The 24,452-nt window shown below is 56.3% G+C and carries 27 protein-coding genes; 20 read left to right on the top strand and 7 right to left on the bottom strand.

Annotated elements, in window-relative coordinates; translation table 11 throughout:
- Positions 1–11: 11 nt before the first annotated feature.
- The 12 genes from ACTJI7_RS09970 to hisP all read left to right on the top strand — a co-directional run bounded on the left by ACTJI7_RS09970 (position 12) and on the right by hisP (position 10,952).
- Positions 12–671, top strand: a complete 660-nt coding sequence (locus ACTJI7_RS09970) for a DedA family protein (RefSeq protein ID WP_008502599.1) — start codon at positions 12–14, stop codon at positions 669–671.
- A 154-nt stretch (positions 672–825) separates the two neighbouring features.
- The gene (accD, locus tag ACTJI7_RS09965) at positions 826–1,731 is read left to right on the top strand and encodes an acetyl-CoA carboxylase, carboxyltransferase subunit beta (protein WP_003861408.1); all 906 of its coding nucleotides are present in this window, start codon (positions 826–828) and stop codon (positions 1,729–1,731) included.
- Positions 1,732–1,801: 70 nt separating this feature from the next.
- Entirely contained in the window at positions 1,802–3,070 is a 1,269-nt protein-coding gene (gene folC, locus ACTJI7_RS09960) for a bifunctional tetrahydrofolate synthase/dihydrofolate synthase (RefSeq protein WP_192979246.1), read from the top strand.
- Positions 3,060–3,752, top strand: coding sequence for a cell division protein DedD (dedD, locus tag ACTJI7_RS09955; RefSeq protein WP_045631481.1), 693 nt, complete (start codon positions 3,060–3,062; stop codon positions 3,750–3,752). The genes folC and dedD overlap by 11 nt, the downstream gene beginning before the upstream one ends.
- Before the next feature lie 164 nt (positions 3,753–3,916).
- Positions 3,917–4,405 (top strand): colicin V production protein, encoded by a 489-nt coding sequence (gene cvpA, locus ACTJI7_RS09950; RefSeq protein WP_000262116.1) that lies wholly within the window; start codon positions 3,917–3,919, stop codon positions 4,403–4,405.
- Positions 4,406–4,438: 33 nt separating this feature from the next.
- Positions 4,439–5,956 (top strand): amidophosphoribosyltransferase, encoded by a 1,518-nt coding sequence (purF, locus tag ACTJI7_RS09945; RefSeq protein ID WP_014884664.1) that lies wholly within the window; start codon positions 4,439–4,441, stop codon positions 5,954–5,956.
- Between the two features lie 88 nt (positions 5,957–6,044).
- Positions 6,045–6,614, top strand: coding sequence for a UbiX family flavin prenyltransferase (locus ACTJI7_RS09940; RefSeq protein WP_063155060.1), 570 nt, complete (start codon positions 6,045–6,047; stop codon positions 6,612–6,614).
- 290 nt (positions 6,615–6,904) lie between these two features.
- The gene (gene argT / locus ACTJI7_RS09935) at positions 6,905–7,687 is read left to right on the top strand and encodes a lysine/arginine/ornithine ABC transporter substrate-binding protein ArgT (protein WP_028013956.1); all 783 of its coding nucleotides are present in this window, start codon (positions 6,905–6,907) and stop codon (positions 7,685–7,687) included.
- 213 nt (positions 7,688–7,900) lie between these two features.
- The gene (gene hisJ, locus ACTJI7_RS09930; protein ID WP_047367997.1) at positions 7,901–8,683 is read left to right on the top strand and encodes a histidine ABC transporter substrate-binding protein HisJ; all 783 of its coding nucleotides are present in this window, start codon (positions 7,901–7,903) and stop codon (positions 8,681–8,683) included.
- Positions 8,684–8,770: 87 nt separating this feature from the next.
- Positions 8,771–9,457, top strand: a complete 687-nt coding sequence (locus ACTJI7_RS09925) for a histidine ABC transporter permease HisQ (RefSeq protein WP_028013954.1) — start codon at positions 8,771–8,773, stop codon at positions 9,455–9,457.
- Positions 9,454–10,170, top strand: coding sequence for an ABC transporter permease (locus ACTJI7_RS09920; protein WP_028013953.1), 717 nt, complete (start codon positions 9,454–9,456; stop codon positions 10,168–10,170). The genes ACTJI7_RS09925 and ACTJI7_RS09920 overlap by 4 nt, the downstream gene beginning before the upstream one ends.
- An 8-nt stretch (positions 10,171–10,178) precedes the next feature.
- Positions 10,179–10,952 carry a histidine ABC transporter ATP-binding protein HisP gene (hisP, locus tag ACTJI7_RS09915; protein WP_010433274.1) on the top strand — a complete coding sequence of 258 codons (774 nt, stop codon included), beginning with the start codon at positions 10,179–10,181 and terminating at the stop codon, positions 10,950–10,952.
- A gap of 99 nt (positions 10,953–11,051) precedes the next feature.
- Here the strand turns inward: hisP and ACTJI7_RS09910 are convergent, their stop codons facing one another.
- The 4 genes from ACTJI7_RS09910 to yfcG form a co-directional block, all read right to left on the bottom strand.
- Positions 11,052–11,561 carry a GNAT family N-acetyltransferase gene (locus ACTJI7_RS09910; protein WP_047367996.1) on the bottom strand — a complete coding sequence of 170 codons (510 nt, stop codon included), beginning with the start codon at positions 11,559–11,561 and terminating at the stop codon, positions 11,052–11,054.
- A gap of 44 nt (positions 11,562–11,605) precedes the next feature.
- On the bottom strand, positions 11,606–12,499 hold the full coding sequence (locus ACTJI7_RS09905; RefSeq protein WP_047367995.1) for a TIGR01777 family oxidoreductase: 894 nt from the start codon (positions 12,497–12,499) through the stop codon (positions 11,606–11,608).
- Positions 12,500–12,512: 13 nt separating this feature from the next.
- Complete coding sequence (gene folX, locus ACTJI7_RS09900) at positions 12,513–12,881, bottom strand: dihydroneopterin triphosphate 2'-epimerase (RefSeq protein ID WP_028013950.1); 369 nt, start codon at positions 12,879–12,881, stop codon at positions 12,513–12,515.
- A 75-nt stretch (positions 12,882–12,956) separates the two neighbouring features.
- Positions 12,957–13,586 (bottom strand): GSH-dependent disulfide bond oxidoreductase, encoded by a 630-nt coding sequence (yfcG, locus tag ACTJI7_RS09895; RefSeq protein WP_028013949.1) that lies wholly within the window; start codon positions 13,584–13,586, stop codon positions 12,957–12,959.
- Positions 13,587–13,726: 140 nt separating this feature from the next.
- Here yfcG and yfcF point away from each other — a divergent pair, with 140 nt between their 5' ends.
- From yfcF to yfcD, 3 genes are read left to right on the top strand one after another with little or no spacing between them, the layout of a single operon-like run.
- Positions 13,727–14,371 (top strand): glutathione transferase, encoded by a 645-nt coding sequence (yfcF, locus tag ACTJI7_RS09890; protein ID WP_047367994.1) that lies wholly within the window; start codon positions 13,727–13,729, stop codon positions 14,369–14,371.
- 55 nt (positions 14,372–14,426) lie between these two features.
- On the top strand, positions 14,427–14,978 hold the full coding sequence (gene yfcE / locus ACTJI7_RS09885; protein WP_028013947.1) for a phosphodiesterase: 552 nt from the start codon (positions 14,427–14,429) through the stop codon (positions 14,976–14,978).
- 55 nt (positions 14,979–15,033) lie between these two features.
- Positions 15,034–15,600, top strand: a complete 567-nt coding sequence (gene yfcD, locus ACTJI7_RS09880; RefSeq protein WP_006811396.1) for an NUDIX hydrolase YfcD — start codon at positions 15,034–15,036, stop codon at positions 15,598–15,600.
- A gap of 3 nt (positions 15,601–15,603) precedes the next feature.
- On the opposite strand, the gene ACTJI7_RS09875 is transcribed toward yfcD, so the two are convergent.
- A complete protein-coding gene (locus ACTJI7_RS09875; protein ID WP_028013946.1) occupies positions 15,604–16,623 on the bottom strand; it encodes a LacI family DNA-binding transcriptional regulator in 1,020 nt (339 codons plus the stop codon).
- 231 nt (positions 16,624–16,854) lie between these two features.
- Here ACTJI7_RS09875 and ACTJI7_RS09870 point away from each other — a divergent pair, with 231 nt between their 5' ends.
- The 5 genes from ACTJI7_RS09870 to ACTJI7_RS09850 all read left to right on the top strand — a co-directional run bounded on the left by ACTJI7_RS09870 (position 16,855) and on the right by ACTJI7_RS09850 (position 20,837).
- Positions 16,855–17,298: a PTS sugar transporter subunit IIA gene (locus ACTJI7_RS09870; RefSeq protein WP_047367993.1), complete on the top strand. Its 444-nt coding sequence runs from the start codon at positions 16,855–16,857 to the stop codon at positions 17,296–17,298.
- A gap of 80 nt (positions 17,299–17,378) precedes the next feature.
- Positions 17,379–17,651 carry a PTS sugar transporter subunit IIB gene (locus ACTJI7_RS09865; protein ID WP_041908914.1) on the top strand — a complete coding sequence of 91 codons (273 nt, stop codon included), beginning with the start codon at positions 17,379–17,381 and terminating at the stop codon, positions 17,649–17,651.
- Between the two features lie 21 nt (positions 17,652–17,672).
- Positions 17,673–19,064: a PTS ascorbate transporter subunit IIC gene (locus ACTJI7_RS09860; protein WP_045631476.1), complete on the top strand. Its 1,392-nt coding sequence runs from the start codon at positions 17,673–17,675 to the stop codon at positions 19,062–19,064.
- The gene (locus tag ACTJI7_RS09855) at positions 19,061–19,891 is read left to right on the top strand and encodes a transketolase (RefSeq protein ID WP_028013942.1); all 831 of its coding nucleotides are present in this window, start codon (positions 19,061–19,063) and stop codon (positions 19,889–19,891) included. Before ACTJI7_RS09860 ends, ACTJI7_RS09855 begins: the two co-directional genes overlap by 4 nt.
- Positions 19,884–20,837, top strand: a complete 954-nt coding sequence (locus tag ACTJI7_RS09850; protein ID WP_045259691.1) for a transketolase family protein — start codon at positions 19,884–19,886, stop codon at positions 20,835–20,837. Before ACTJI7_RS09855 ends, ACTJI7_RS09850 begins: the two co-directional genes overlap by 8 nt.
- 107 nt (positions 20,838–20,944) lie before the next feature.
- Here the strand turns inward: ACTJI7_RS09850 and pta are convergent, their stop codons facing one another.
- Positions 20,945–23,086, bottom strand: a complete 2,142-nt coding sequence (gene pta / locus ACTJI7_RS09845) for a phosphate acetyltransferase (protein ID WP_041908921.1) — start codon at positions 23,084–23,086, stop codon at positions 20,945–20,947.
- Between the two features lie 75 nt (positions 23,087–23,161).
- Complete coding sequence (ackA, locus tag ACTJI7_RS09840) at positions 23,162–24,364, bottom strand: acetate kinase (RefSeq protein ID WP_041908924.1); 1,203 nt, start codon at positions 24,362–24,364, stop codon at positions 23,162–23,164.
- Positions 24,365–24,452 lie beyond the last annotated feature (88 nt).

The following is a 24,452-nucleotide window of genomic DNA, read 5'->3' as shown; positions in this document are numbered from 1 at the left end:
GCTTAAACAATATGGACGTAATACGTTTTCTGATTGATTTCATTCTGCATATTGATGTTCACCTGGCGGAGCTGGTCGCGCAGTACGGCGTCTGGGTTTACGCCATTCTGTTCCTGATTCTGTTCTGTGAAACCGGTCTGGTCGTTACCCCGTTCCTGCCGGGGGACTCGCTGCTGTTTGTGGCCGGTGCGTTGTCGGCGCTGCCCACCAATGATTTGAACGTGCATCTGATGGTGGTGTTGATGGTGATTGCCGCGATTGTCGGGGATGCGGTCAACTATACGATTGGCCGGGTGTTCGGTGAGCGGTTGTTCAGTAATCCGGACTCGAAAATTTTCCGCCGCAGCTATTTAGACAAGACCCATGCCTTCTATGAACGTCATGGTGGAAAAACCATTATCCTTGCGCGTTTTGTGCCTATTGTGCGCACATTTGCACCGTTTGTGGCGGGAATGGGCCATATGTCCTATCGTCATTTTGCAATGTATAACGTGGTGGGCGCACTGCTTTGGGTGTTGCTCTTTACCTATGCAGGCTACCTGTTTGGCGACTTGCCGGTGGTTCAGGAAAACCTTAAGTTACTGATTGTAGCGATTATTGTGCTTTCCGTTCTGCCGGGTGTTATCGAAATCATTCGTCACAAACGCGCGGCAGCAAAGCAAGCGAAGTAAATGCACGCTGGCGGTTCGACCACTTTTTTATCCAAAGTTTCGGGCTGTTATGTTTTAATGTGCAACATTCATGGTCTGTTGGAGGCAAAAATGGCATTATTCGCCTCTTATAGCAAAACTGGCATACGACCAGGTTCAGGCAGAAAGGTTATCAATGAGCTGGATTGAACGAATTAAAAGCAACATTACCCCGACGCGCAAAGCGAGCATTCCTGAAGGGGTATGGACGAAGTGTGATAGCTGCGGCCAGGTTCTGTATCGCGCAGAGCTGGAACGCAATCTTGAGGTGTGTCCGAAGTGTGACCACCACATGCGTATGTCGGCGCGCAACCGCCTGCATAGCCTGCTGGACGAAGGTTCTCTGGTAGAACTGGGCAGCGAGCTTGAGCCAAAAGACGTGCTGAAGTTCCGCGATTCCAAAAAATACAAAGATCGTCTGGCCTCTGCACAGAAAGAGACCGGCGAGAAAGACGCGCTGATCGTCATGAAGGGCACCCTGCACGAGATGCCGGTGGTTGCCGCTGCGTTTGAGTTCTCCTTTATGGGCGGCTCAATGGGCTCCGTGGTCGGCGCGCGTTTCGTGCGTGCCGTTGAGCAGGCGCTGGAAGACAACTGTCCGCTGATCTGCTTCTCCGCCTCCGGTGGTGCGCGTATGCAGGAAGCGCTGATGTCCCTGATGCAGATGGCGAAAACCTCTGCGGCGCTGGCGAAAATGCAGGAGCGCGGTCTGCCGTACATCTCCGTGCTGACCGACCCAACCATGGGTGGCGTCTCCGCAAGCTTCGCGATGCTGGGTGACCTGAACATCGCTGAGCCAAAAGCGCTGATCGGCTTTGCCGGTCCTCGCGTCATCGAGCAGACCGTTCGTGAAAAACTGCCGCCGGGCTTCCAGCGCAGTGAGTTCCTCATTGAGAAAGGCGCTATCGATATGATCGTCCGCCGTCCGGAAATGCGCCTGAAACTGGCCAGCATTCTGGCGAAGCTGATGAATCTGCCAGCGCCTAACCCGGATGAGCCGCGCGAAGGCGTGGTGGTACCGGATCAGGAACCCGAGGCCTGATAACTGAAAAGGGCAGGGCCAGATGGCGCTGCCCTTTTGCTTTATAACCTGTTAATGACAACCGGGCATTATGGAAAATAAAAGCATTCCCCAAGCCACGTCGCCCCTGGCCGCGTGGCTTTCTTATCTGGAAAACCTGCACAGTAAAACCATCGATATGGGCCTTGAGCGCGTAAGCCAGGTTGCCGCGCGTCTCGACGTGCTGAAACCGGCTCCGTTCGTGTTCACTGTTGCAGGTACTAACGGTAAAGGGACGACCTGCCGCACGCTGGAGTCAGTCCTGATGGCGTCGGGGTACAAGGTTGGCGTTTACAGCTCACCGCATCTGGTGCGCTATACCGAGCGCGTGCGGGTGCAGAACACCGAGCTGGCGGAATCTGCCCATACGGCGTCGTTCGCGGCTATCGAAGCGGCGCGCGGGGAAACCTCATTAACCTATTTTGAATACGGCACCCTGTCGGCGCTATGGCTGTTCAAACAGGCGCAGCTGGACGTGGTGATCCTGGAAGTGGGGCTGGGCGGGCGTCTGGATGCCACCAATATGGTGGATGCGGACGTGGCGGTGGTCACCAGCATCGCGCTGGATCATACCGACTGGCTGGGCCCGGACCGTGAAAGCATTGGCCGCGAGAAGGCCGGTATTTTCCGGGCGAATAAGCCCGCCGTGGTGGGCGAGCCGGACATGCCGCATACCATTGCCGACGTGGCGAAAGAGAAGGGCGCACATCTGTTGCGCCGAGGCGTTGACTGGCAGTATGAGGTGCAGGGCAACGGCTGGCGCTTCAGCGATGCGCAGGGCGTGCTGGAGAATCTGCCGCTGCCGCAGGTGCCACAGCCTAACGCTGCAACCGCGCTGGCGGCACTGCGCGCCAGCGGATTAGCTGTAAGTGAGCAGGCGATCCGTGACGGCATTCAGAATGCGCTGCTGCCGGGTCGTTTCCAGATAGTCAGCGAGTCACCGCGTCTGATTCTGGATGTGGCGCACAACCCGCATGCGGCGGCGTATCTCGCAGGACGTCTCAAATCGTTACCAAAAACCGGGCGCGTGCTGGCGGTTATCGGTATGCTTCATGATAAAGATATCGGCGGCACGCTAGCCTGCATGGAGAGTGTGGTCGATAGCTGGTATTGTGCTCCTCTGGAGGGGCCGCGCGGTGCGACTGCTGAGCAGTTGATGGAACATCTCGGCAAAGGTGCAATCTACAGTAGCGTGGCGCAGGCCTGGCATGCCGCGATGGCGGATGCTAAACCAGAAGATACCGTGCTGGTGTGTGGCTCTTTCCACACGGTGGCACATGTCATGGAAGTGATGGACGCGGGGAGAACCGGTGGCGAGTAAGTTTCAGAACCGTTTAACAGGAACCATTGTGCTGGTCGCGCTCGGGGTGATTATTCTTCCCGGGCTGCTCGACGGGCAGAAAAAACATTATCAGGACGAGTTTGCAGCCATTCCGCTGGTGCCGAAGCCGGGCGACCGCGATGAGCCGGATATGCTGCCTGCGGCGACTCAGGCGCTGCCTGCTCAGCCGCCTGAAGGGGCGGCGGAAGAAGTTCGCGCGGGCGATGCCGCTGCACCGTCACTCGACCCGTCGCGTCTGGCGGCGAATAACAACATCGAGATCGATCCGGTACCGGTAGAGAAGCCTAAGCCTGCTGAAAAACCGAAGCCGGTAGAGAAACCGCAGCCGAAGCCTCAGCAACAGCGAGATAAAGCAGCAGAGCAGCTGGCTGCAGCGTCTGAAACCCCACCACCGGCGAAGCAAGACGCAGCGCCGACCGGCAAAGCCTACGTTGTGCAGTTGGGGGCGCTGAAAAACGCCGATAAAGTCAACGAGGTTGTGGGTAAACTGCGCAGCGCGGGCTATCGCGTTTACACTTCACCTTCCACGCCGGTACAGGGTAAAATTACCCGTATCCTCGTGGGGCCGGAGGCGTCGAAAGACAAGCTGAAAGGGTCGCTGGGCGAGCTGAAGCAGATCTCCGGGCTGAGTGGTGTGGTGATGAGCTACAGCGCGAACTAAGTACGACCTGCTCCTTTAGAGAGAGGCGATAAGCCACGGCGTTGAACATTTTTTCAGCGCCTTTTTTATTTACGCGCGGGAAGGAAATCCCTACGCAAACGTTTTCTTTTTCTGTTAGAATTCGCCCCGAACTGGATGACAGGGCGTTTAATCGTGGGACACATATGGTCTGGATTGATTACGCCATCATTGCGGTGATTGGTTTTTCCTGTCTGGTTAGCCTGATCCGTGGCTTTGTTCGTGAAGCGTTATCGCTGGTAACCTGGGGTTGTGCTTTCTTTGTTGCCAGTCATTACTACACTTACCTGTCTGTCTGGTTCACGGGCTTTGAAGATGAACTGGTCCGAAATGGAATCGCCATCGCGGTGCTGTTTATCGCGACGCTGATTGTCGGCGCTATCGTGAATTACGTGATAGGTCAGCTGGTCGAGAAAACCGGTCTGTCAGGAACGGACAGGGTACTCGGGATCTGTTTCGGGGCATTACGAGGCGTGCTGATTGTGGCCGCGATCCTGTTCTTCCTGGATACCTTCACCGGGTTCTCCAAAAGCGAAGACTGGCAAAAATCGCAGCTCATTCCAGAGTTCAGCTTCATCATCAGATGGTTCTTTGACTATCTGCAAAGCTCGTCGAGTTTTTTGCCCAGGGCATAAACCCTGAGATGTGGCTTAACGAGGAAAAGACGAATGTGCGGTATTGTCGGTATCGCCGGTTTCATGCCGGTAAACCAGTCGATTTATGACGCGTTAACGGTGCTTCAGCACCGTGGGCAGGATGCTGCGGGTATCATCACCATTGATGCAAACAACTGCTTCCGTTTACGTAAGGCCAATGGCCTGGTAAACGATGTGTTTGAAGCCCGCCATATGCAGCGTCTGCAAGGTAATATGGGGATCGGTCACGTTCGTTATCCTACTGCTGGCAGTTCCAGCGCCTCTGAGGCACAGCCTTTCTACGTCAACTCACCGTATGGCATCACGCTTGCCCATAACGGCAACCTGACCAACGCTCATGAGCTGCGTAAGAAGCTGTTCGAAGAGAAACGTCGCCACATTAACACCACCTCTGATTCAGAAATCCTGCTCAATGTGTTCGCCAGCGAGCTGGATAACTTCCGTCACTACCCGCTGGAAGCAGACAATATCTTCGCTGCCATTGCCGCGACCAACCGCCAGATCCGCGGTGCGTACGCCTGCGTGGCGATGATCATCGGTCACGGCATGGTCGCCTTCCGCGATCCAAACGGCATTCGTCCGCTGGTGCTGGGCAAGCGCGACCTCGGCGATGGCCGTACCGAATATATGGTTGCCTCTGAGAGCGTGGCGCTGGATACCCTGGGCTTCGAATTCCTGCGCGACGTTGCGCCGGGCGAAGCGGTGTATATCACCGAGAAGGGCCAGCTGTTCACCCGTCAGTGTGCCGACAACCCGGTCAGCAACCCGTGCCTGTTTGAATACGTCTATTTTGCCCGTCCGGATTCATTCATCGACAAGATTTCCGTCTACAGCGCGCGCGTCAATATGGGCACGAAGCTCGGCGAGAAGATTGCCCGCGAGTGGGACGATCTCGACATCGACGTGGTGATTCCTATCCCGGAAACCTCCTGCGATATCGCCCTGGAGATCGCCCGCATTCTGGACAAGCCGTACCGTCAGGGCTTCGTGAAGAACCGCTACGTTGGCCGCACGTTTATCATGCCGGGCCAGCACCTGCGCCGTAAGTCCGTTCGCCGCAAGCTGAACGCCAACCGCGCGGAATTCCGCGACAAAAACGTTCTGCTGGTGGATGACTCCATCGTTCGCGGCACCACCTCTGAGCAGATTATCGAGATGGCGCGCGAAGCGGGTGCGAAGAAAGTCTACCTGGCGTCTGCCGCGCCGGAGATTCGCTTCCCGAACGTGTACGGCATTGATATGCCAACCGCCAACGAGCTGATTGCTCACGGCCGTGAAGTGGATGAGATTCGCCAGATCATCGGTGCCGACGGCCTGATTTTCCAGGATCTGAACGATCTCATCGACGCGGTGCGCGCCGAGAACCCGGAGATTCAGCAGTTCGAATGCTCCGTGTTCAATGGCGTCTACGTGACGAAAGACGTTGACCAGCAGTACCTCGACTACCTTGATTCGCTGCGCAACGACGATGCGAAAGCCGTTCAACTGCAAAACGATCTCGAAAGCTTAGAGATGCACAACGAAGGTTAATCTCTCCGCAGGTGAGGGCGCTCGCCCTCACTTGCAACTCCCCGCAAAATCCTGCACAGTCAGCCCAGAATTCAGCAAGGGCGAAATCATGAAACGACTCATAATAGGCATCAGCGGTGCCAGCGGCGCGATTTACGGCGTACGCCTGCTACAGGTTTTGCGTAACGTGGCAGAAGTGGAAACGCATCTGGTGACGAGCCAGGCGGCGCGGCAAACCCTCTCCCTTGAAACGGATCTCTCCCTGCGCGATGTCCAGGCGCTGGCGGACGTGGTTCACGATGCCCGCGATATCGCCGCCAGCATCTCCTCAGGCTCGTTTAAAACCGCCGGTATGGTGATCCTGCCCTGTTCAATCAAAACGCTCTCCGGGATTGTGAACAGCTATACCGACACGCTGGTAACGCGCGCGGCGGACGTGGTGCTGAAGGAGCGCCGCCCGCTGGTGCTCTGCGTGCGGGAAACGCCGCTGCACCTGGGCCATCTGCGCCTCATGACCCAGGCCGCCGAGTTGGGCGCAGTGATCATGCCGCCGGTGCCGGCGTTCTATCACCGACCGCAGTCGCTGGACGATGTGATCAATCAGACCGTCAATCGCGTGCTGGATCAGTTTGACATCGACCTGCCCGAAGACCTCTTCACCCGCTGGCAGGGAGCCTGATTCTGTGCACAAATGCTGTGCATGAAAAAAGACGTTGCCCTGTTTCAGGGCAATTATGCAACGGCGATCATATCCTCGACATTTAATTCGCTTTTTCCCTTTTTCTCTTTCCGGTTCGTTCGGCAGACCTGCTATCTTTCACCATTAAGGCAATATCGCAACGTTTTATTAACATATTTAACGTCGAAGTTTTGACCAGACGGCAATGTGGCATAAGACCTGCAAGAGAAGCCTGCAACACAACACACAACACAATACATAATAAAATCACGGTACTTGAGGGTAAATGTATGAAGAAGACGGTTCTGGCTCTGTCTTTGCTGGTGGGGTTAAGTGCGGCGGCAGGTAGCTACGCAGCGCTTCCACAGACGGTTCGTATCGGTACAGACGCAACCTACGCGCCATTCTCTTCCAAGGATGCGAAAGGCGATTTCGTGGGGTTTGATATCGATTTGGGAAATGAAATGTGCAAACGTATGGAAGTGAAATGCACATGGGTGGGCAGCGACTTCGACGCGTTAATCCCGTCGCTGAAGGCAAAGAAAATCGACGCCATTATCTCTTCTCTCTCCATCACCGAAAAACGCCAGCAGGAGATTGCCTTCTCTGACAAGCTCTACGCTGCGGATTCGCGTCTGATTGCCGCGAAAGGTTCCCCGATCCAGCCGACCATCGACTCGCTGAAAGGCAAGCATGTGGGCGTGCTCCAGGGCTCGACCCAGGAAGGTTACGCGAATGCCAACTGGCGCGAGAAGGGCGTCGACGTGGTGGCTTACCAGAACCAGGATCTGATCTACTCTGACCTGGCGGCAGGCCGTCTGGATGCCGCGTTCCAGGATGAAGTCGCGGCGAGCGAAGGCTTCCTTAAGCAGCCGGCCGGTAAAGATTACGCCTTTGCGGGCCCGTCCGTGAAAGACAAAAAATACTTTGGTGACGGCACCGGCATCGGCCTGCGTAAGGACGATAAAGAGCTGAAAGCCGCCTTTGACAAAGCATTCACGGAACTGCGCAAAGACGGTACCTACGACAAACTGGCGAAGAAATACTTCGACTTCAACGTCTACGGTGACTAACGCACCAGCGTGGTGCGTCGCGGGTGTGGATGATTCAATATGGTGCAATTTGTGCACCATATTGGGTCGCTACGTGCATACTTAAGCATTTATAATGCAAAAATTCCCGTCTGAAAGGCATTATTCTTTGCCTGACAGCGTGGATTAATGGCACATTAACCCCACCCCGTCGTCGTAAAAAAACCGTATGAAGACAGTTTGTTGAGGACAAATATGAAAAAACTCGTGTTGTCATTATCTCTGGTACTGGCCTTTTCCAGCGCCACCGCGGCCTTCGCAGCCATTCCGCAGAAAATTCGTATTGGCACCGATCCAACCTACGCGCCGTTTGAATCGAAGAATTCAAAGGGTGAACTGGTGGGTTTTGACATCGATCTGGCCAATGAGCTGTGCAAACGCATCAAAGCACAGTGTACTTATGTAGAGAACCCGCTGGATGCGCTGATCCCTTCACTGAAAGCTAAAAAAATAGACGTGATTATGTCCTCGCTTTCCATCACCGAGAAACGTCAGCAGGAGATTGCCTTCACCGACAAGCTCTATGCGGCCGATTCACGTCTGGTAGTGGCTAAGTCTTCTGACATTCAACCGACCCTTGAGTCGCTGAAGGGGAAACGCGTAGGCGTGCTGCAGGGCACCACGCAGGAAACCTACGGTAACGAACACTGGGCGCCGAAGGGGATCGAAATCGTCTCCTATCAGGGCCAGGAAAATATTTACGCAGACCTGACGGCAGGCCGTATTGATGCGGCATTCCAGGATGAAGTCGCGGCAAGCGAAGGTTTCCTGAAGCAGCCGGTAGGTAAAGATTACAAGTTCGGCGGTCCGTCCATTAAGGACGAGAAGCTCTTTGGCGTGGGTACCGGTATGGGCCTGCGTAAGGAAGACAACGAACTGCGTGAGGCGCTGAACAAAGCGTTTGCTGAAATGCGCGCTGACGGTACCTACGACAAACTGGCGAAAAAGTACTTCGATTTCAATGTGTACGGCGGCTAATCGCTCCGTCAAATAACGTGCGGCCCCTCCCGCTGGGGGAGGGGATAAGACACGGTTTACCACTCACGATACGACAGGGCTCGCGGTATGCTGTACGGATTTTCTGGCGTTATTTTACAGGGCGCGCTTGTCACCCTTGAGCTGGCTATCAGCTCCGTGGTGCTGGCGGTGCTGATAGGTCTGGCGGGCGCAGGGGCGAAGCTTTCGGCTAACAAACCGCTGGCGCTCATTTTCGAAGGCTATACCACGCTCATTCGCGGCGTACCCGATCTGGTGCTGATGCTGCTTATTTTTTACGGCCTGCAGATTGCCCTGAACAGCGTGACGGATGCGATGGGCATGGGACAAATTGATATCGACCCGATGGTGGCCGGTATTATCACCCTCGGTTTTATCTACGGTGCCTACTTCACGGAAACCTTCCGTGGCGCTTATATGGCGGTTCCCAGAGGACACATTGAAGCGGCAACCGCATTTGGTTTTACCTCTTCACAAACGTTTCGCCGGATTATGTTCCCGGCCATGATGCGCTATGCGCTGCCGGGCATCGGCAACAACTGGCAGGTTATCCTCAAAGCGACGGCGCTGGTCTCGCTGCTCGGTCTGGAAGACGTCGTGAAAGCGACTCAGCTGGCGGGCAAGAGCACCTGGGAGCCGTTCTACTTTGCGGTGGTCTGCGGCGCGATCTATCTGGTCTTTACGACCGTCTCCAATGGTGTGCTGCTTCTGCTCGAGCGTCGCTACTCCGTGGGAGTGAAGAGGGCTGACCTGTGATTGAGATTATTCAGGAATACTGGAAATCCCTGCTGTGGACGGATGGCTACCGCTTTACCGGCGTGGCGATCACGCTCTGGCTGCTGATTTCTTCCGTGGTGATGGGCGGCATTCTGGCGGTGTTTCTCGCCATCGGTCGCGTGTCGAACAATAAATTTATTCAGTTCCCGATTTGGCTGTTTACCTATGTGTTTCGCGGCACGCCGCTGTACGTGCAGCTGCTGGTGTTCTATTCGGGGATGTATACGCTGGAGATCGTAAAAGGCACGGAAATGCTGAATGCGTTCTTCCGCAGTGGCCTGAATTGTACGGTGCTGGCGCTAACGCTCAACACCTGCGCCTATACCACCGAGATTTTCGCCGGGGCCATTCGTTCCGTGCCGCACGGTGAGATCGAGGCGGCGCGCGCGTACGGCTTCTCCTCGGTGAAGCTTTACCGCTGCATTATTCTGCCGTCGGCGCTGCGTATTGCGTTACCGGCGTACAGTAACGAAGTCATTTTGATGCTGCACTCGACCGCGCTTGCCTTTACCGCCACGGTGCCGGACCTGCTCAAAATCGCGCGCGATATCAACTCCGCGACCTATCAGCCGTTTACCGCGTTTGGTATTGCGGCGGTGCTCTATTTAATTATCTCTTATGTTCTGATTAGCCTGTTCCGTAAGGCTGAAAAACGCTGGTTGCAGCATATAAAACCTTCTTCGACGCACTGAGAAAGATGATGGCTGAGAACAAATTAAACGTTATTGATTTGCACAAACGCTACGGCGAACATGAAGTGCTGAAAGGGGTGTCGCTGCAGGCTAACGCGGGCGACGTGATCAGTATCATCGGTTCATCCGGCTCGGGTAAAAGTACCTTCCTGCGCTGCATTAACTTCCTCGAAAAGCCGAGCGAAGGCTCGATTGTGGTGAGCGGGCAGAACATCAACCTGGTGCGTGACAAAGACGGCCAGCTGAAGGTGGCGGATAAGCATCAGCTGCGCCTGCTGCGTACGCGCCTGACGATGGTGTTCCAGCATTTCAACCTCTGGAGCCACATGACGGTGCTGGAGAACGTGATGGAAGCGCCGGTTCAGGTGCTCGGCTTAAGCAAGCAGGAAGCCCGGGAACGCGCGGTGAAATACCTGGCGAAAGTGGGTATCGACGAGCGCCAGCAGATGAAGTATCCGGTACACCTTTCCGGCGGCCAGCAGCAGCGTGTCTCTATCGCCCGCGCGCTGGCGATGGAGCCGGAAGTGCTGCTGTTCGACGAACCGACCTCTGCGCTGGACCCGGAACTCGTCGGCGAAGTGCTGCGCATCATGCAGAAGTTGGCCGAAGAGGGCAAAACGATGGTGGTGGTGACGCACGAGATGGGCTTCGCCCGCAACGTCTCGAACCACGTGATTTTCCTGCATCAGGGGAAAATTGAAGAGCAGGGGCACCCTGACGAGGTGCTGGCAAACCCGCAGAGCCCGCGTTTGCAGCAGTTCCTTAAAGGATCTCTGAAATAAAGAGGGCATCAGCCCGCAGTGCAGCCCAATCGCCCGGTGACGCTTCGCTTACCGGGCCTACAAAACCCCAGGCCGGGCAAACGCAGTACCGCTCGGCATTCAGGCCGCACCACACTCCAGGCGATACACCCAGTCGTCATACCGCACGCCGTCAATCTCATACGCCTTTTCAAGCACCTGCGTGCGCACAAACCCGGCTTTCTCAAGCACCCGTACAGAGCCGCCGTTGTCCGCCAGCACGTACGCGTTAATCGCCTTCACGCCGGTCTGGTTGAACGCATAATCACACACCGCGCGCAGCGCTTCGCTGGCGATCCCTTTTCCCTGCGCGGCAGGCACAACCGTATAACCGATATCCGCCTCTTCACGATTCTCAGGACTGATTTGCAGGCCAATATCGCCCAGCGGCGTATCTTCATTCAGAAAGCGGATCACGAAGACATGCTCCGCCATCAGGCGTGCGGCAAACACGCGTCGGGTCTCTTTCTCAGGCGCAATCGCGGCCATATAGCGCATAATATCGCGGTTTTCGCGCAGCGAGCGGAAGAACGCCCAGTCAGAGGGTTCGAAAGGGGTGAGATGAAGCCGGGGAGTGGTGATGGTTGCCATTGTTACGCCATTTCATCGGAACATGGCGTATCACTGTAACATATTCAGCGTACCACATCCCCCAGCGCCTCTTCTAAGTCATACCAGCGAAACGCAAACCCGGCCGCTTCCAGCCGTTTTGGCAGCGCGCGCTGACCGCCCAGCACCAGCACGGACGCTTCGCCCATCAACAGGCGAATTGCCGTCGCAGGCACGCGTAATATCGCCGGGCGATGCAGGGCATGCCCCAGCGCGTGGGCAAACTGTTCATTTCGCACCGGATACGGCGCAACCATGTTAAACGGCCCGCGCAGATCGTTATCCAGCAGCCAGATAATGCCGTTCACCATATCGTCGATATGGATCCAGGCCAGGTACTGTCGCCCGTTGCCGATCGGCCCGCCGAGCCCCAGCCTGAAGGGCGGAAGCATTTTACCCAGAATGCCGCCTTTCGGCGCAAGCACCACGCCGGTACGCAGCAGGCAGACGCGGGTATTATCGCTTTGCGCCGCGCAGGCGATACGCTCCCACTGGGCGCAGAGTTTATGGGTGAACTCGTTGTGGGGCGGCTCTTCCTCGGTCACCACCACTTCGCCGAGATCGCCGTAATAGCCCGTCGCAGAGCCTGAAATCAGCACCGACGGCGGGGTCTGGCTGTTGCGAATCAGCTCAACCAGCTTCTCGGTGATGTTCCAGCGGCTGCTGCACAACCGCTGTTTCTGCTCTTCGGTCCAGCGCTTATCGGCGATGGGTTCGCCCGCAAGGTTGATGACGGCGTCGAAGCCGTCCAGATTCTGCCTATCGGCCAGCCCTTTCCAGATATCGACTCCCGCGCCCAGCACCTGGCGCGCTTTCTCCGGGCTGCGGGTCACTACGGTAATGTCGTGATGCAGCGCCTGCAAACGCGCAATGAGATGGCGCCCAATCAGGCCTGTACCGCCGGTCAGCAGAATCTTCATACAACCTCCAGGTTTACGCCTGGCGTCGCCAGCTTAACGTCATGGAGACGGAGTCGGCATAGCGCAGGGCGTGAAGTTTATCGATCTCTACTTCAGCATAAGTGACCCAGTGATGATCGCGTGCGATATCGAGCACATCCTGAGTTAATTTCTCCAGCAGCGAGAAGCGGTTGTTTTCCACGTACTGGATGATGTTTTTGGTTATCGTGCGATAGTTCAGCGCGTCATTGATGTCTTCACTGGCCCGCGCTTTGTCTGCCGGGTAGTGAATCACCACATTAATGACAATATCCTGACGGTTGGCAATCTCTTCCTCTTTGATACCAATGAACGTGCGCAAGCGTAAATTTTTTATACGAATAATAGCGTCTGGCTGTGACATTGCAGGTCTTCTCCGTGTCAGTATTTCCCGCCCATAATACATGAGTGCCTCTCAGCCACCCAGCCTCATAGGTGATTAAACCTGCTGGATTTTTTGCATTGCGCGTTCGGTGGCCGGGCGGGTCCGGATACGCTCAAACCAGTTGTTCACTGCCGGGTAAGACGCTAAGTCAATCCGGTGTTTATCATGCGTATTTACCCACGGCCAGCAGGCGATATCTGCAATGCTGTAATGGTCGCCCCCGAGCCACGGCGTTTTCTCCAGCCGCTGGTTCAGAACGCCGTAAAGACGCTGGGTTTCAACCTGATATCGCTCAATGGCGTAAGGAATGGTCTGCGGCGCGAAGGCGGTGAAGTGGTGGTTCTGCCCCAGCATCGGCCCAAAGCCGCTTGACTGCCAGAAAAGCCACTGCAGAGTGTGGTGACGCTCGCGCAGTTCACCGCTCAGCAGCTTGCCGGTTTTCTCTGCCAGATAAAGCAAAATTTCACCGGATTCAAACAGGCTTAACGGCCTGCCTCCGTCCGCCGGCTGGCTATCAATAATGGCCGGAATTTTATTGTTGGGCGAAATAGCCAAAAACACAGGGTTGAACTGTTCGCCTTTGCTGATATCCACGCGGATGATTCTGTAATCCAGTTCAGCTTCTTCGAGAAAGAGGGTGATCTTGTGGCCGTTTGGGGTAGGGGCGTAATAAAGGTCAATCATTCTCAACTCCTGTCCATGCGAATAGTGGTGCCATGACAAATGAGTATAGGTGCTTGTTGTAAATCGTGAGTTTTCATCAAGTGACAGCGAAGCAAAGAGATTATATGTTGAGTAAAAACCGATCAGCCGATGAGGATGTTATGAACCAGCCCGTAATTACGTTGTGGTCCGATGCAAATTTCTTTTCTCCCTATGTTATGAGCGTTTACGTCGCGCTGGCCGAAAAGGGGCTCTCTTTTACGCTGAAGACCGTCGATCTCGACGGTGGTGAACACCTCAAACCCCAGTGGCAGGGTTACGACCTGACGCGACGCGTGCCGGTGCTGGAACTGGATGGTTTTGCACTGAGCGAATCCTCGGCGATCGATGAATATCTGGAAGATCGTTTTGCGCCGCCGGAGTGGGAGCGCATCTATCCTCACGATCTGCAAAAGCGCGCCCGCGCCCGGCAGATCCAGGCGTGGCTGCGTAGCGACCTGGTGCCGATTCGCGTCGAGCGCTCTACGGATGTCGTGTTTGCCGGTGTGAAAAAGCCAGCGCTCAGCGCTGAAGGCGTCGACAGCGCGCAAAAGCTGATTGAAACTGCAGCCTCGCTGCTCGCTCACGGCAACCCGAACCTGTTCGGTGAATGGTGTATTGCCGATACCGATCTGGCGCTGATGCTGAACCGTTTGATCCTCAACGGCGATGAGGTCCCTCAACTGCTGGTGGACTATGCGGCGTTCCAGTGGCAGCGAGCCTCCGTACAGCGCTATGTGGCACTCTCCGCTAAGCGCGCGGGCTGATAAGCCCTGACGCTTCAGGTATGATAAGGGGAGTTTTTTTACCAGGGAGTGACGGATGAAACTGATGTTTGCGTCAGATATCCATGGATCGCTGCCCGCGACCGAGCGAGTGCTTTCTCTGTTTTCGCAAAGCGGGGCCCAATGGCTGGTGATTCTGGGGGATGTGTTAAATCATGGTCCGCGTAATGCGCTGCCGGAAGGCTATGCCCCGGCGCAGGTGGCGGAAAAGCTTAACCCGTTTGCCTCGCGCATTATCGCCGTTCGCGGTAATTGCGACAGCGAAGTCGACCAGATGCTGCTGCATTTTCCCCTTACCGCGCCATGGCAACAGGTTCTGCTGGAAAACAGCCGCCTGTTTCTGACCCACGGACACCTTTTCGGCCCGGATAATCTCCCGGCGCTCGCGGCTGGCGATGTCCTGGTTTACGGCCATACTCATATTCCGGTGGCTGAAAAACGCGGTGAGATTTACCACTTTAACCCGGGGTCGGTCAGCATCCCGAAAGGCGGATATCCTGCGAGCTATGGCCTGCTCGATGGAAATACCCTGAGCGTTATCGCACTTAATGATCAGCAAGTTATTGCGCAGGTAGCGATTAATCCGTAAGTTACACCACAACTGCAAACGCGCCGAAAGAGCGCTTAGACGAGAAGGTTTCCCGATGGTGGAGCAGAATCATTTGGCAAGTACTGAATGGGTTGACATTGTCAGCGAAGAAAATGAAGTGATCGCGCAGGCGAGCCGCGAACAAATGCGTGCAGAGCGCCTGCGTCACCGTGCAACGTACATCGTTGTGCATGACGGCATGGGCAAGATTCTGGTCCAGCGCCGCACGGACACCAAAGATTTTCTTCCGGGCATGCTTGATGCCACCGCAGGCGGCGTCGTGCAGGCCGATGAAGTGCTGCTGGATTCCGCACGTCGTGAAGCGGAAGAAGAGTTAGGTATCGCCGGGGTGCCGTTTGCCGAGCACGGGCAGTTCTATTTCGAAGACGAACATTGCCGCGTCTGGGGTGGACTGTTTAGCTGCGTTTCCCATGGGCCTTTCGCCCTGCAGGAAGAGGAAGTGAGCGAAGTCTGCTGGATGACGCCGGAAGAGATTACCGCCCGCTGCGACGAGTTCACGCCGGATTCGTTAAAAGCGCTGGCGCTGTGGATGACCCGCAACGCCAAAAACGAATCCGCTAAGCCGGAAAACAAAGCGGAAAAAGAGGAAGAGGCTGAGTAAGCCTTAACAGCTTTCCCGCAGGCACAGGCTGGACGCGATGGTTTTTTGGTCGCGCCAGTCTCCGTCATTCAGACGTTCCAGTAGCGCTTTACCTGCCTCAATCCCAATCTTTCGATGCGGTACCGCCATCGTCGTCAGCGGCGGCTGGCAGACGCGGCTCACATCGCTATCGCCAAAGCCCACGACAGCCAGATCGTCCGGCACTTTAATGCGTCGACGCTGACACTCATACAGCGCGCCGCAGGCCAGCTCGTCTGATACGCACACCAGCGCATCCAGCTCCGGCCACGCCAGCAAGAACTCTGGCAGTTGTGCCGCGCCGGTCGAGAAGCTCGGCGGCATCGCCGCGTTAATCACCCGGTTTGGCGACAGATGATGGCGCAGCATCGCCTTGTACCAGCCCTGCAAATGCTGCTGGAAAATCCACTGCTCCTGGTTGGCGCACAGCAGGCCGATATTCTGGTAGCCGCGCCTAATCACCATTTCTGTCAGCTCGTACATGGCCGCCACGTTATCGATCCCGATATTCATATCGATCGGATCGGCGCGCATCGCACCCATCTCCATTACCGGAATCGAGGCGTTTTTCAGCCAGTGGCGAACAGTGTCGGTGTGCTCGACGCTGAGCAAAATCGCGGCGGCGATATTTGACGCCAGCAGGGTCTCAAGCAGCTTCTCTTCCTGCTCAAGCCGATGCTGGGACTCTGCCAGCATGATCTGGTATCCGGCGGGCTGCAGCACCTGCTGTAGGCCCGCAAACATTTCAGAGCAACCGGCTTCGGAAAGGTTGGGAACAACCATCGCAATCGTCCATGAGGACGCGGATGCCAGTGCGCTGGCGGCGAGATTGGGCATATAACCCAGCTCCTGCACCGCAGCTTCAATTTTTTCACGCAGTTTATCGGAAACCTGTTCGGGCGTGCGGAGCGCACGGGAGACGGTCATCGTGCCGACTCCGGCAAGCTGCGCGACATCAGCGAGCGTGACTTTTCCGGTACTGCGCCGTTTTCGGGTTAAAGACATACACCTTCCTGCTGACCAGACGCGTTCTTTTTCCTTCATTTCAGGTGACAGGCAGTATACGCCTTAAATCCCTTTTTTTGCTGTGATTTCACACCATGATTACATTTTGATAGCGCTATCACATTTCTGCATGTTGGTAATTGGTAGCGCTATCTTTGTGATCGCGATCGCAGTCAATGATTGATGGGTTGAATAAAGTTTGCCCATCTTTAGCGTTTGGCGGGAGGGAAAATGCTCAAAAAGTGGATATATGATACAACCATCACGCTGCAGGATAGCGTGGAAAGCTGGCCACAGGCGCTGGAGATATGCGCGAAACCGCTGCTGGATCTGCAGGTGATTGCACCGGAGTACGTGACGGCAATCATTCAGCAGCACCATACGTTAGGACCCTATTATGTGCTGGCACCAGGGCTAGCCATGCCGCATGCGCGGCCGGAGGAAGGCGCCAAAGGACTGGGCTTGTCATTACTAAAACTAAAACAGGGCGTCTCTTTTGGTGCCGGAGAGTTTGACCCTGTCGATCTGATTATTATGCTTGCGGCACCGGATAAACATAGCCATATCGAAATGATATCCGCGCTCGCTGAATTATTTTCCAGCGACGAAGATATGGAGAAATTACATCAGGCGAATACCCTGGAGGACATTAAAACCATTATTGACCGCTTCTGATTTAATTTTTTAATCCGATTATTCACAACATTACGCGCCAGCGTGATGGGGCGTGCTCTACTCAAAATAAGGGGACAACAATGAAAATCATGGCTATTTGCGGTTCTGGCCTGGGCAGCAGTTTTATGGTCGAAATGAACATTAAAAAAGTGCTTAAAAAGCTGGACATTGAGGCCGAGGTTGAACACTCCGATCTCTCCTCCGCCACGCCGGGCGCGGCGGACCTGTTCGTGATGGCGAAAGACATTGCGGCCAGCGCCAGCGTGCCGGAAAGCCAGCTGGTGGTGATCAACAACATCATTGATATCAACGAACTCGAAGCGCAGCTGCGCGCCTGGTTCGACAGACAATAACCCTGATAAGGCGAGGTGGATATGTTTATCCTTGAAACGCTGAATTTCGTTGTCGATATTTTAAAAGTCCCTTCGGTGCTGGTGGGTTTAATTGCGTTAATTGGTCTGGTCGCGCAGAAAAAAGCATTTTCTGATGTCGTGAAAGGCACAATTAAAACGATTCTCGGCTTTATTGTACTGGGCGGTGGCGCCACGGTGCTGGTGGGGTCGTTAAACCCGTTAGGCGGCATGTTTGAGCACGCTTTTAATATCCAGGGCATTATTCCAAACAATGAAGCGATTGTGTCGATCGCGCTGGAAAAATACGGTGCCTCGACCGCGCTGATCATGGCCTTCGGCATGGTGGCGAACATTGTCGTCGCGCGCTTTACCCGCCTGAAGTACATCTTCCTGACCGGGCACCACACCTTCTACATGGCGTGCATGATCGGCGTGATCCTGACGGTCGCGGGCTTTGAAGGGGTGGGGCTGGTCTTTACCGGTTCACTGATCCTCGGCCTGATTATGGCCTTTTTCCCGGCGATTGCGCAGCGCTATATGAAGCGTATTACCGGCAACGATGAGATCGCCTTCGGTCATTTCGGTACGCTGGGCTACGTGCTGTCCGGCTGGATTGGCAGCAGGGTCGGCAAAGGCTCGCGCTCCACCGAAGAGATGAACCTGCCGAAAAACCTCAGCTTCCTGCGCGACAGTTCGATCTCCATCTCCCTGACCATGATGATTATCTACCTGATCATGGCGGTAAGCGCCGGGCGTGAGTACGTGGAATCCACCTTCAGCGGCGGGCAAAACTACCTGGTCTACGCCATCATCATGGCGATCACCTTCGCGGCGGGCGTGTTCATCATCCTGCAGGGCGTGCGCCTGATTCTGGCGGAAATCGTCCCGGCCTTTACCGGCTTCTCGGAAAAACTGGTGCCGAACGCGCGTCCGGCGCTGGACTGCCCGGTGGTCTACCCGTATGCGCCAAACGCGGTGCTGATTGGCTTCCTGTTCAGCTTCCTCGGGGGAATTGTGGGGTTGTTGATCTGCGGTCAGTTTAGCTGGGTGCTGATCCTGCCGGGCGTAGTGCCGCACTTCTTCACCGGCGCAACGGCAGGCGTGTTCGGAAACGCCACCGGTGGACGCCGCGGGGCAATGATAGGCGCCTTTGCTAACGGCCTGCTGATTACCTTCCTCCCGGTCCTGCTGCTGCCGGTACTGGGTGCGATTGGTTTTGCTAACACCACCTTCTCGGACGCCGACTTCGGCGCGGTCGGGATTGTGCTGGGCAACCTGGCGCGCTTCCTGTCACCGCTTGCCATCACCGGGCTGGTTGTGGCGCTGTTCGCGCTGCTGGTGGCCTACAACATCTTCGCGAAAAACAAACCTGCGGGTAGTAACGCGCAGGAAAATACCGGAGCCAAATCATGAATGAGAACGAGATAACCGAACTGGCGCGTCAGATCCGTCTTGAAACCCTCAAATCCCTGACGCAGCTGGGCTTTGGGCACTACGGCGGCAGCATGTCGGTGGTGGAAACCCTGGCGGTGCTGTACGGCGCCGTGATGAAGATCGACCCGGCGGATCCGGACTGGCCTGAGCGCGATTACTTTGTGCTGTCGAAAGGTCATGCAGGCCCGGCGCTCTACAGCACCCTGGCGATTAAGGGCTACTTCCCGGTTGAAGAGCTGAGCACGCTGAACCAGAACGGCACGCGTCTGCCCAGCCACCCGGACCGCCTGAAAACGCGCGGCGTGGATGCTACCACCGGCTCGCTGGGGCAGGGGATCTCCATTGCGGGCGGTATGGCACTCTCGCACAGGTTGGCCGGGCGACCGAATCGGGTCTTCTGCATCGTTGGCGACGGCGAGCTGAACGAAGGCCAGTGTTGGGAAGCGTTCCAGTTTATCGCTCACCATCGTCTGAACAACCTGACCGTGTTCGTGGACTGGAACAAACAGCAGCTCGACGGCGAACTGGACGAAATCATCTGTGCCTTCGACCTTGAGGGCAAATTCCGCGCCTTTGGCTTTGATGTGGTGACGGTCAAAGGGGATGACATTCCGGCACTGCTGAAGGTGACTTCAAGGGTACCGGAGGCCGATGCGCGTCCGCGGGTGGTGATCCTCGACAGCATCAAAGGGCAGGGGGTGCCGTATCTGGAACAGCTCAGCAACTCGCACCACCTGCGATTAACCGCGGAGAGCAAAGCGGCCCTCAATGAGACGATTCGCCAACTGGAGGCTTCACATGATTAAGGTTGCACCGGCAGGACAGAAAGACGCCGTTGAGATGCGCAAGGTCTACGCGGGCTTTGTGGCAAAGCAGATTGAGGCTGGCAGCGAGATTATCGCCCTGGAAGCGGACCTGATGAGCTCAATGGCGATGGACGGCGTAGCGCGCGATTATCCGCAGCACGTGATTAACTGCGGCATTATGGAGGCCAACGTCATCGGCACTGCGGCGGGGCTGTCGCTCACCGGCCGTAAGCCGTTCGTGCACACTTTCACCGCGTTTGCCAGCCGCCGCTGCTTCGACCAGCTGTTTATGTCCCTGGACTACCAGCGCAACAACGTGAAGGTGATTGCCTCGGATGCGGGCGTGACGGCCTGCCACAACGGTGGGACGCACATGTCCTTCGAGGATATGGGCATCGTGCGCGGTCTGGCGCACTCCGTGGTGCTGGAGGTGACCGACGCGGTGATGTTCGAGGACGTGCTGCGCCAGCTTATCGATCTCGAAGGCTTCTACTGGGTGCGCACCATCCGCAAGCAGGCGCCGAGCGTCTATGCGCCGGGCTCAACCTTTACCATTGGCAAAGGCAACGTGTTGCGCGAGGGAAGCGATATCACGCTGATTGCCAACGGCATCATGGTGGCGGAAGCGCTGGAGGCGGCGCGCCAGCTTGAACAGGAGGGGGTAAGCGCAGCGGTCATCGACATGTTTACCCTGAAGCCTATCGATCGGATGCTGGTGAAAAACTATGCCGAGAAAACCGGGCGCATCGTCACCTGCGAAAACCACAGTATTCACAACGGTCTCGGGTCAGCGGTGGCGGAAGTGCTGGTGGAGACCTGCCCGGTGCCGATGCGTCGCGTGGGCGTGAAGGAGCGTTACGGCCAGGTGGGCACACAGGACTTCCTGCAAAAAGAGTATGGCCTGACGGCGCATGACATTGTGTCGGCGGCGCGGGAGCTGCTGTAATAAAAAAAGGCGACCGTGTGGTCGCCTTTTTGTTGCCCGGTGGCGCTGGCGCTTACCGGGTCTACGGTCCTGTAGGCCGGATAAGCGAAGCGCCATCCGGCAAAACATTACTGCTGCTGCGAAGACTGAATCGCCGTCAGCGCGATGGTGTAGACGATATCGTCAACCAGCGCACCGCGGGACAGGTCGTTCACAGGCTTGCGCATGCCCTGCAGCATTGGCCCGATGGAGATCAGGTCGGCAGAACGCTGTACCGCTTTGTAGGTGGTGTTACCGGTGTTCAGATCCGGGAAGATGAACACGGTAGCGCGACCGGCAACCGGCGAGTTCGGCGCTTTGGATTTCGCCACGTCAGCCATTACCGCGGCGTCGTACTGCAGCGGGCCGTCGATCATCAGGTCTGGACGTTTTTCCTGCGCAATACGGGTCGCTTCACGGACTTTCTCTACGTCGCTACCTGCACCAGAGGTGCCGGTGGAGTAGGAGAGCATTGCTACGCGCGGCTCGATACCGAAAGCGGTCGCGGAGTCCGCAGACTGGATAGCGATTTCTGCCAGCTGTTCTGCGGTAGGATCCGGGTTGATCGCGCAGTCGCCGTAAACGTAAACCTGTTCAGGCAGCAGCATGAAGAACACGGAGGAGACCAGCGAGCTGCCCGGTGCGGTTTTGATCAGCTGCAACGGTGGACGGATGGTGTTCGCGGTGGTGTGAACCGCACCGGAAACCAGACCGTCAACTTCGTCCTGCTCCAGCATCAGCGTGCCCAGCACGACGTTGTCTTCCAGCTGCTCGCGCGCAACGGCTTCGGTCATGCCCTTGTTCTTACGCAGCTCAACCAGACGGGCAACGTAGCTTTCGCGCACCACTTCCGGGTCAACGATTTCGATGCCTGTGCCCAGCTCAACGCCTTGAGACGCCGCAACGCGGTTGATCTCATCCGGGTTACCCAGCAGCACGCAGGTCGCGATACCGCGCTCTGCACAGATGGCCGCCGCTTTAACGGTACGTGGCTCGTCGCCTTCTGGCAGAACCACGCGTTTGCCCGCTTTACGCGCCAGCTCGGTCAGCTGGTAGCGGAAGGCTGGAGGAGACAGACGACGGCTGCGCTCGGAGGTAGCAGTCAGGGATTCAATCCAGTCTGCGTCGATGTAGCCCGCAACGTATTCCTGAACTTTCTCGATACGCTCGTGGTCATCAACCGGCACTTCCAGGTTGAAGCTTTGCAGGCTCAGAGAGGTCTGCCAGGTGTTGGTGTTCACCATGAAGACTGGCAGGCCTGTCGCGAACGCACGTTCGCACAGCTTGCTGATGCGAGCGTCCATTTCGTAGCCGCCGGTCAGCAGGATTGCACCGATTTCCACGCCGTTCATCGCCGCCAGGCAGGCAGCAACCAGCACGTCCGGACGGTCTGCGGAGGTCACCAGCAGGGAACCTGCGCGGAAGTGCTCCAGCATGTGCGGAATGCTGCGTGCGCAGAAGGTCACGGACTTCACGCGGCGGGTGTTAATATCGCCTTCGTTAACGATGGTCGCGTTCAGATGACGCGCCATATCGATTGCACGGGTGGCAATCAGATCGAAGCTCCAAGGCACTGCGCCGAGTACAGGCAGCGGGCTGGATTCCTGCAGCTTTGCCGGATCAACCTTGATGACTTTCGCTTTGGAAGAGTCGTCGAAGATTTCGGACAGGTCAGGACGCGTACGGCCCTGTTCATCAACCGGTGCGTTCAGTTTGTTAACGATCACGCCGGTGATGCTGGTGTTTTTCGCGCCGCCGAAGCTGCTGCGCGTCAGTTCGATACGCTCTTTCAGCTGCTCTGGGGTATCAGTACCCTGAGACATCACGAAAACGATCTCTGCGTTCAGGGTTTTCGCGATTTCAAAGTTCAGGGACTGGGCAAACTGGTGTTTGCGGGTCGGGACCAGGCCTTCAACCAGAACCACTTCCGCGTCCTGCGCGTTAGCGTGGTAGTTGGCGATGATCTCTTCCATCAGCACGTCTTTCTGGTTGCTGGAGAGCAGAGACTCAACGTGGCTCATCTTCAGCGGTTCAGCCGCAGGAAGATTGGAATTCTTACGCACGATGGTGGTGGTCTGGTCTGGCGCATCGCCACCGGCACGAGGCTGGGCAATAGGCTTAAAGACGCTCAGACGAACGCCTTTGCGTTCCATAGCGCGGATCACGCCGAGGCTGACGCTGGTCAGGCCGACGCTGGTTCCGGTAGGGATCAGCATAATAGTACGGGACACGGTTTATCCTCTTTCGTTACCGCCGCGTTGGGCGGGTTACAAAACAGCACCGCCAGCATTGCTGGCGGTGTGGAATCAGGCAGTCAGGCGGCACGCGTCTTGCGCGATGACCAGCTCTTCGTTAGTTGGGATTACGATAGCCGGGCGGGTGCCTTCTTTGTTGATGAAGCCAGACTTGCCGAAGCGGGCAGCCAGGTTACGCTCGTGATCGACTTCGAAGCCCAGTACGCCCAGTTTGCCCAGGGACAGTTCACGTACCATTGCCGCGTTCTCACCGATGCCGCCGGTGAAGATAACCGCGTCCAGACGACCATCCATCAGCGCGGTGTAAGAACCGATGTACTTCGCCAGACGGTGGCAGTAAACGTCCATTGCACGCTTCGCGTCTTCTTTGCTGTCGTAGTTGTCTTCAACGTAACGGCAGTCGCTGGTGACTTCGGTCAGACCCAGCAGGCCAGACTCTTTGGTCAGCATTTTGTTGATGTCGTCAACGCTCATGCCCAGAGTGTCGTGCAGGTGGAAGATGATCGCCGGGTCGATGTCACCGGAACGGGTACCCATCACCAGACCTTCCAGCGGGGTCAGACCCATAGAGGTATCAACACATTTACCGTTGCGGATAGCAGAAACAGAACCACCGTTGCCCAGGTGGCAGGTGATGATGTTGACTTCTTCAACCGGCTTGTTCAGGACTTTTGCGGCTTCCTGAGTCACATAGAAGTGGCTGGTGCCGTGCGCGCCGTAGCGACGTACGCCGTGCTCTTTGTACAGGCTGTACGGCAGGGCATAGAGGTAAGACTCTTCCGGCATGGTCTGATGGAACGCGGTATCAAACACGGCCACGTTTTTGTCTTTCAGATTCGGGAAGGACTTCAGCGCTTCAGCGATACCGATCAGGTGCGCCGGGTTATGCAGCGGAGCAAAAGAGGCAGAGTCTTTGATGCCCTGGATAACAGAGTCGTCGATGACAACGGAGCTGGTGTATTTTTCGCCGCCGTGGACGATACGGTGACCAATCGCAGTCAGCTGAGCAGACAGTTCTGGTTTTTGTGCCAGAATAGTGTTAACGATAAAGTTCAGCGCTTCACTGTGAGCGGCGCCTGCACCTAAAGCCGCTTCTTGTTTGCTGCCGTCCATCTTCCACTTGATACGTGCTTCAGGCAGATGGAAACATTCGGCCAAACCAGAGAGGTACTCGTCACCGTTGAGCGCATCGATGATGGCGAATTTCAGTGAAGAGCTACCGCAGTTCAGAACCAGTACTAACTTACTCGACATGGAAGTACCTATAATTGATACGTGGCTAAAAAAACGTCAATGAGCCTAAAAGCGTAACGCAAGCTGACCCAGACGTTTATGATTAACA

Source organism: Enterobacter sp. 22499, from assembly GCF_052044815.1.
Classification (GTDB): Bacteria; Pseudomonadota; Gammaproteobacteria; order Enterobacterales; family Enterobacteriaceae; genus Enterobacter; species Enterobacter bugandensis.
Note: the sequence above shows the minus strand (reverse complement) of the source record. Positions and strands in the feature narration are given on the sequence as shown.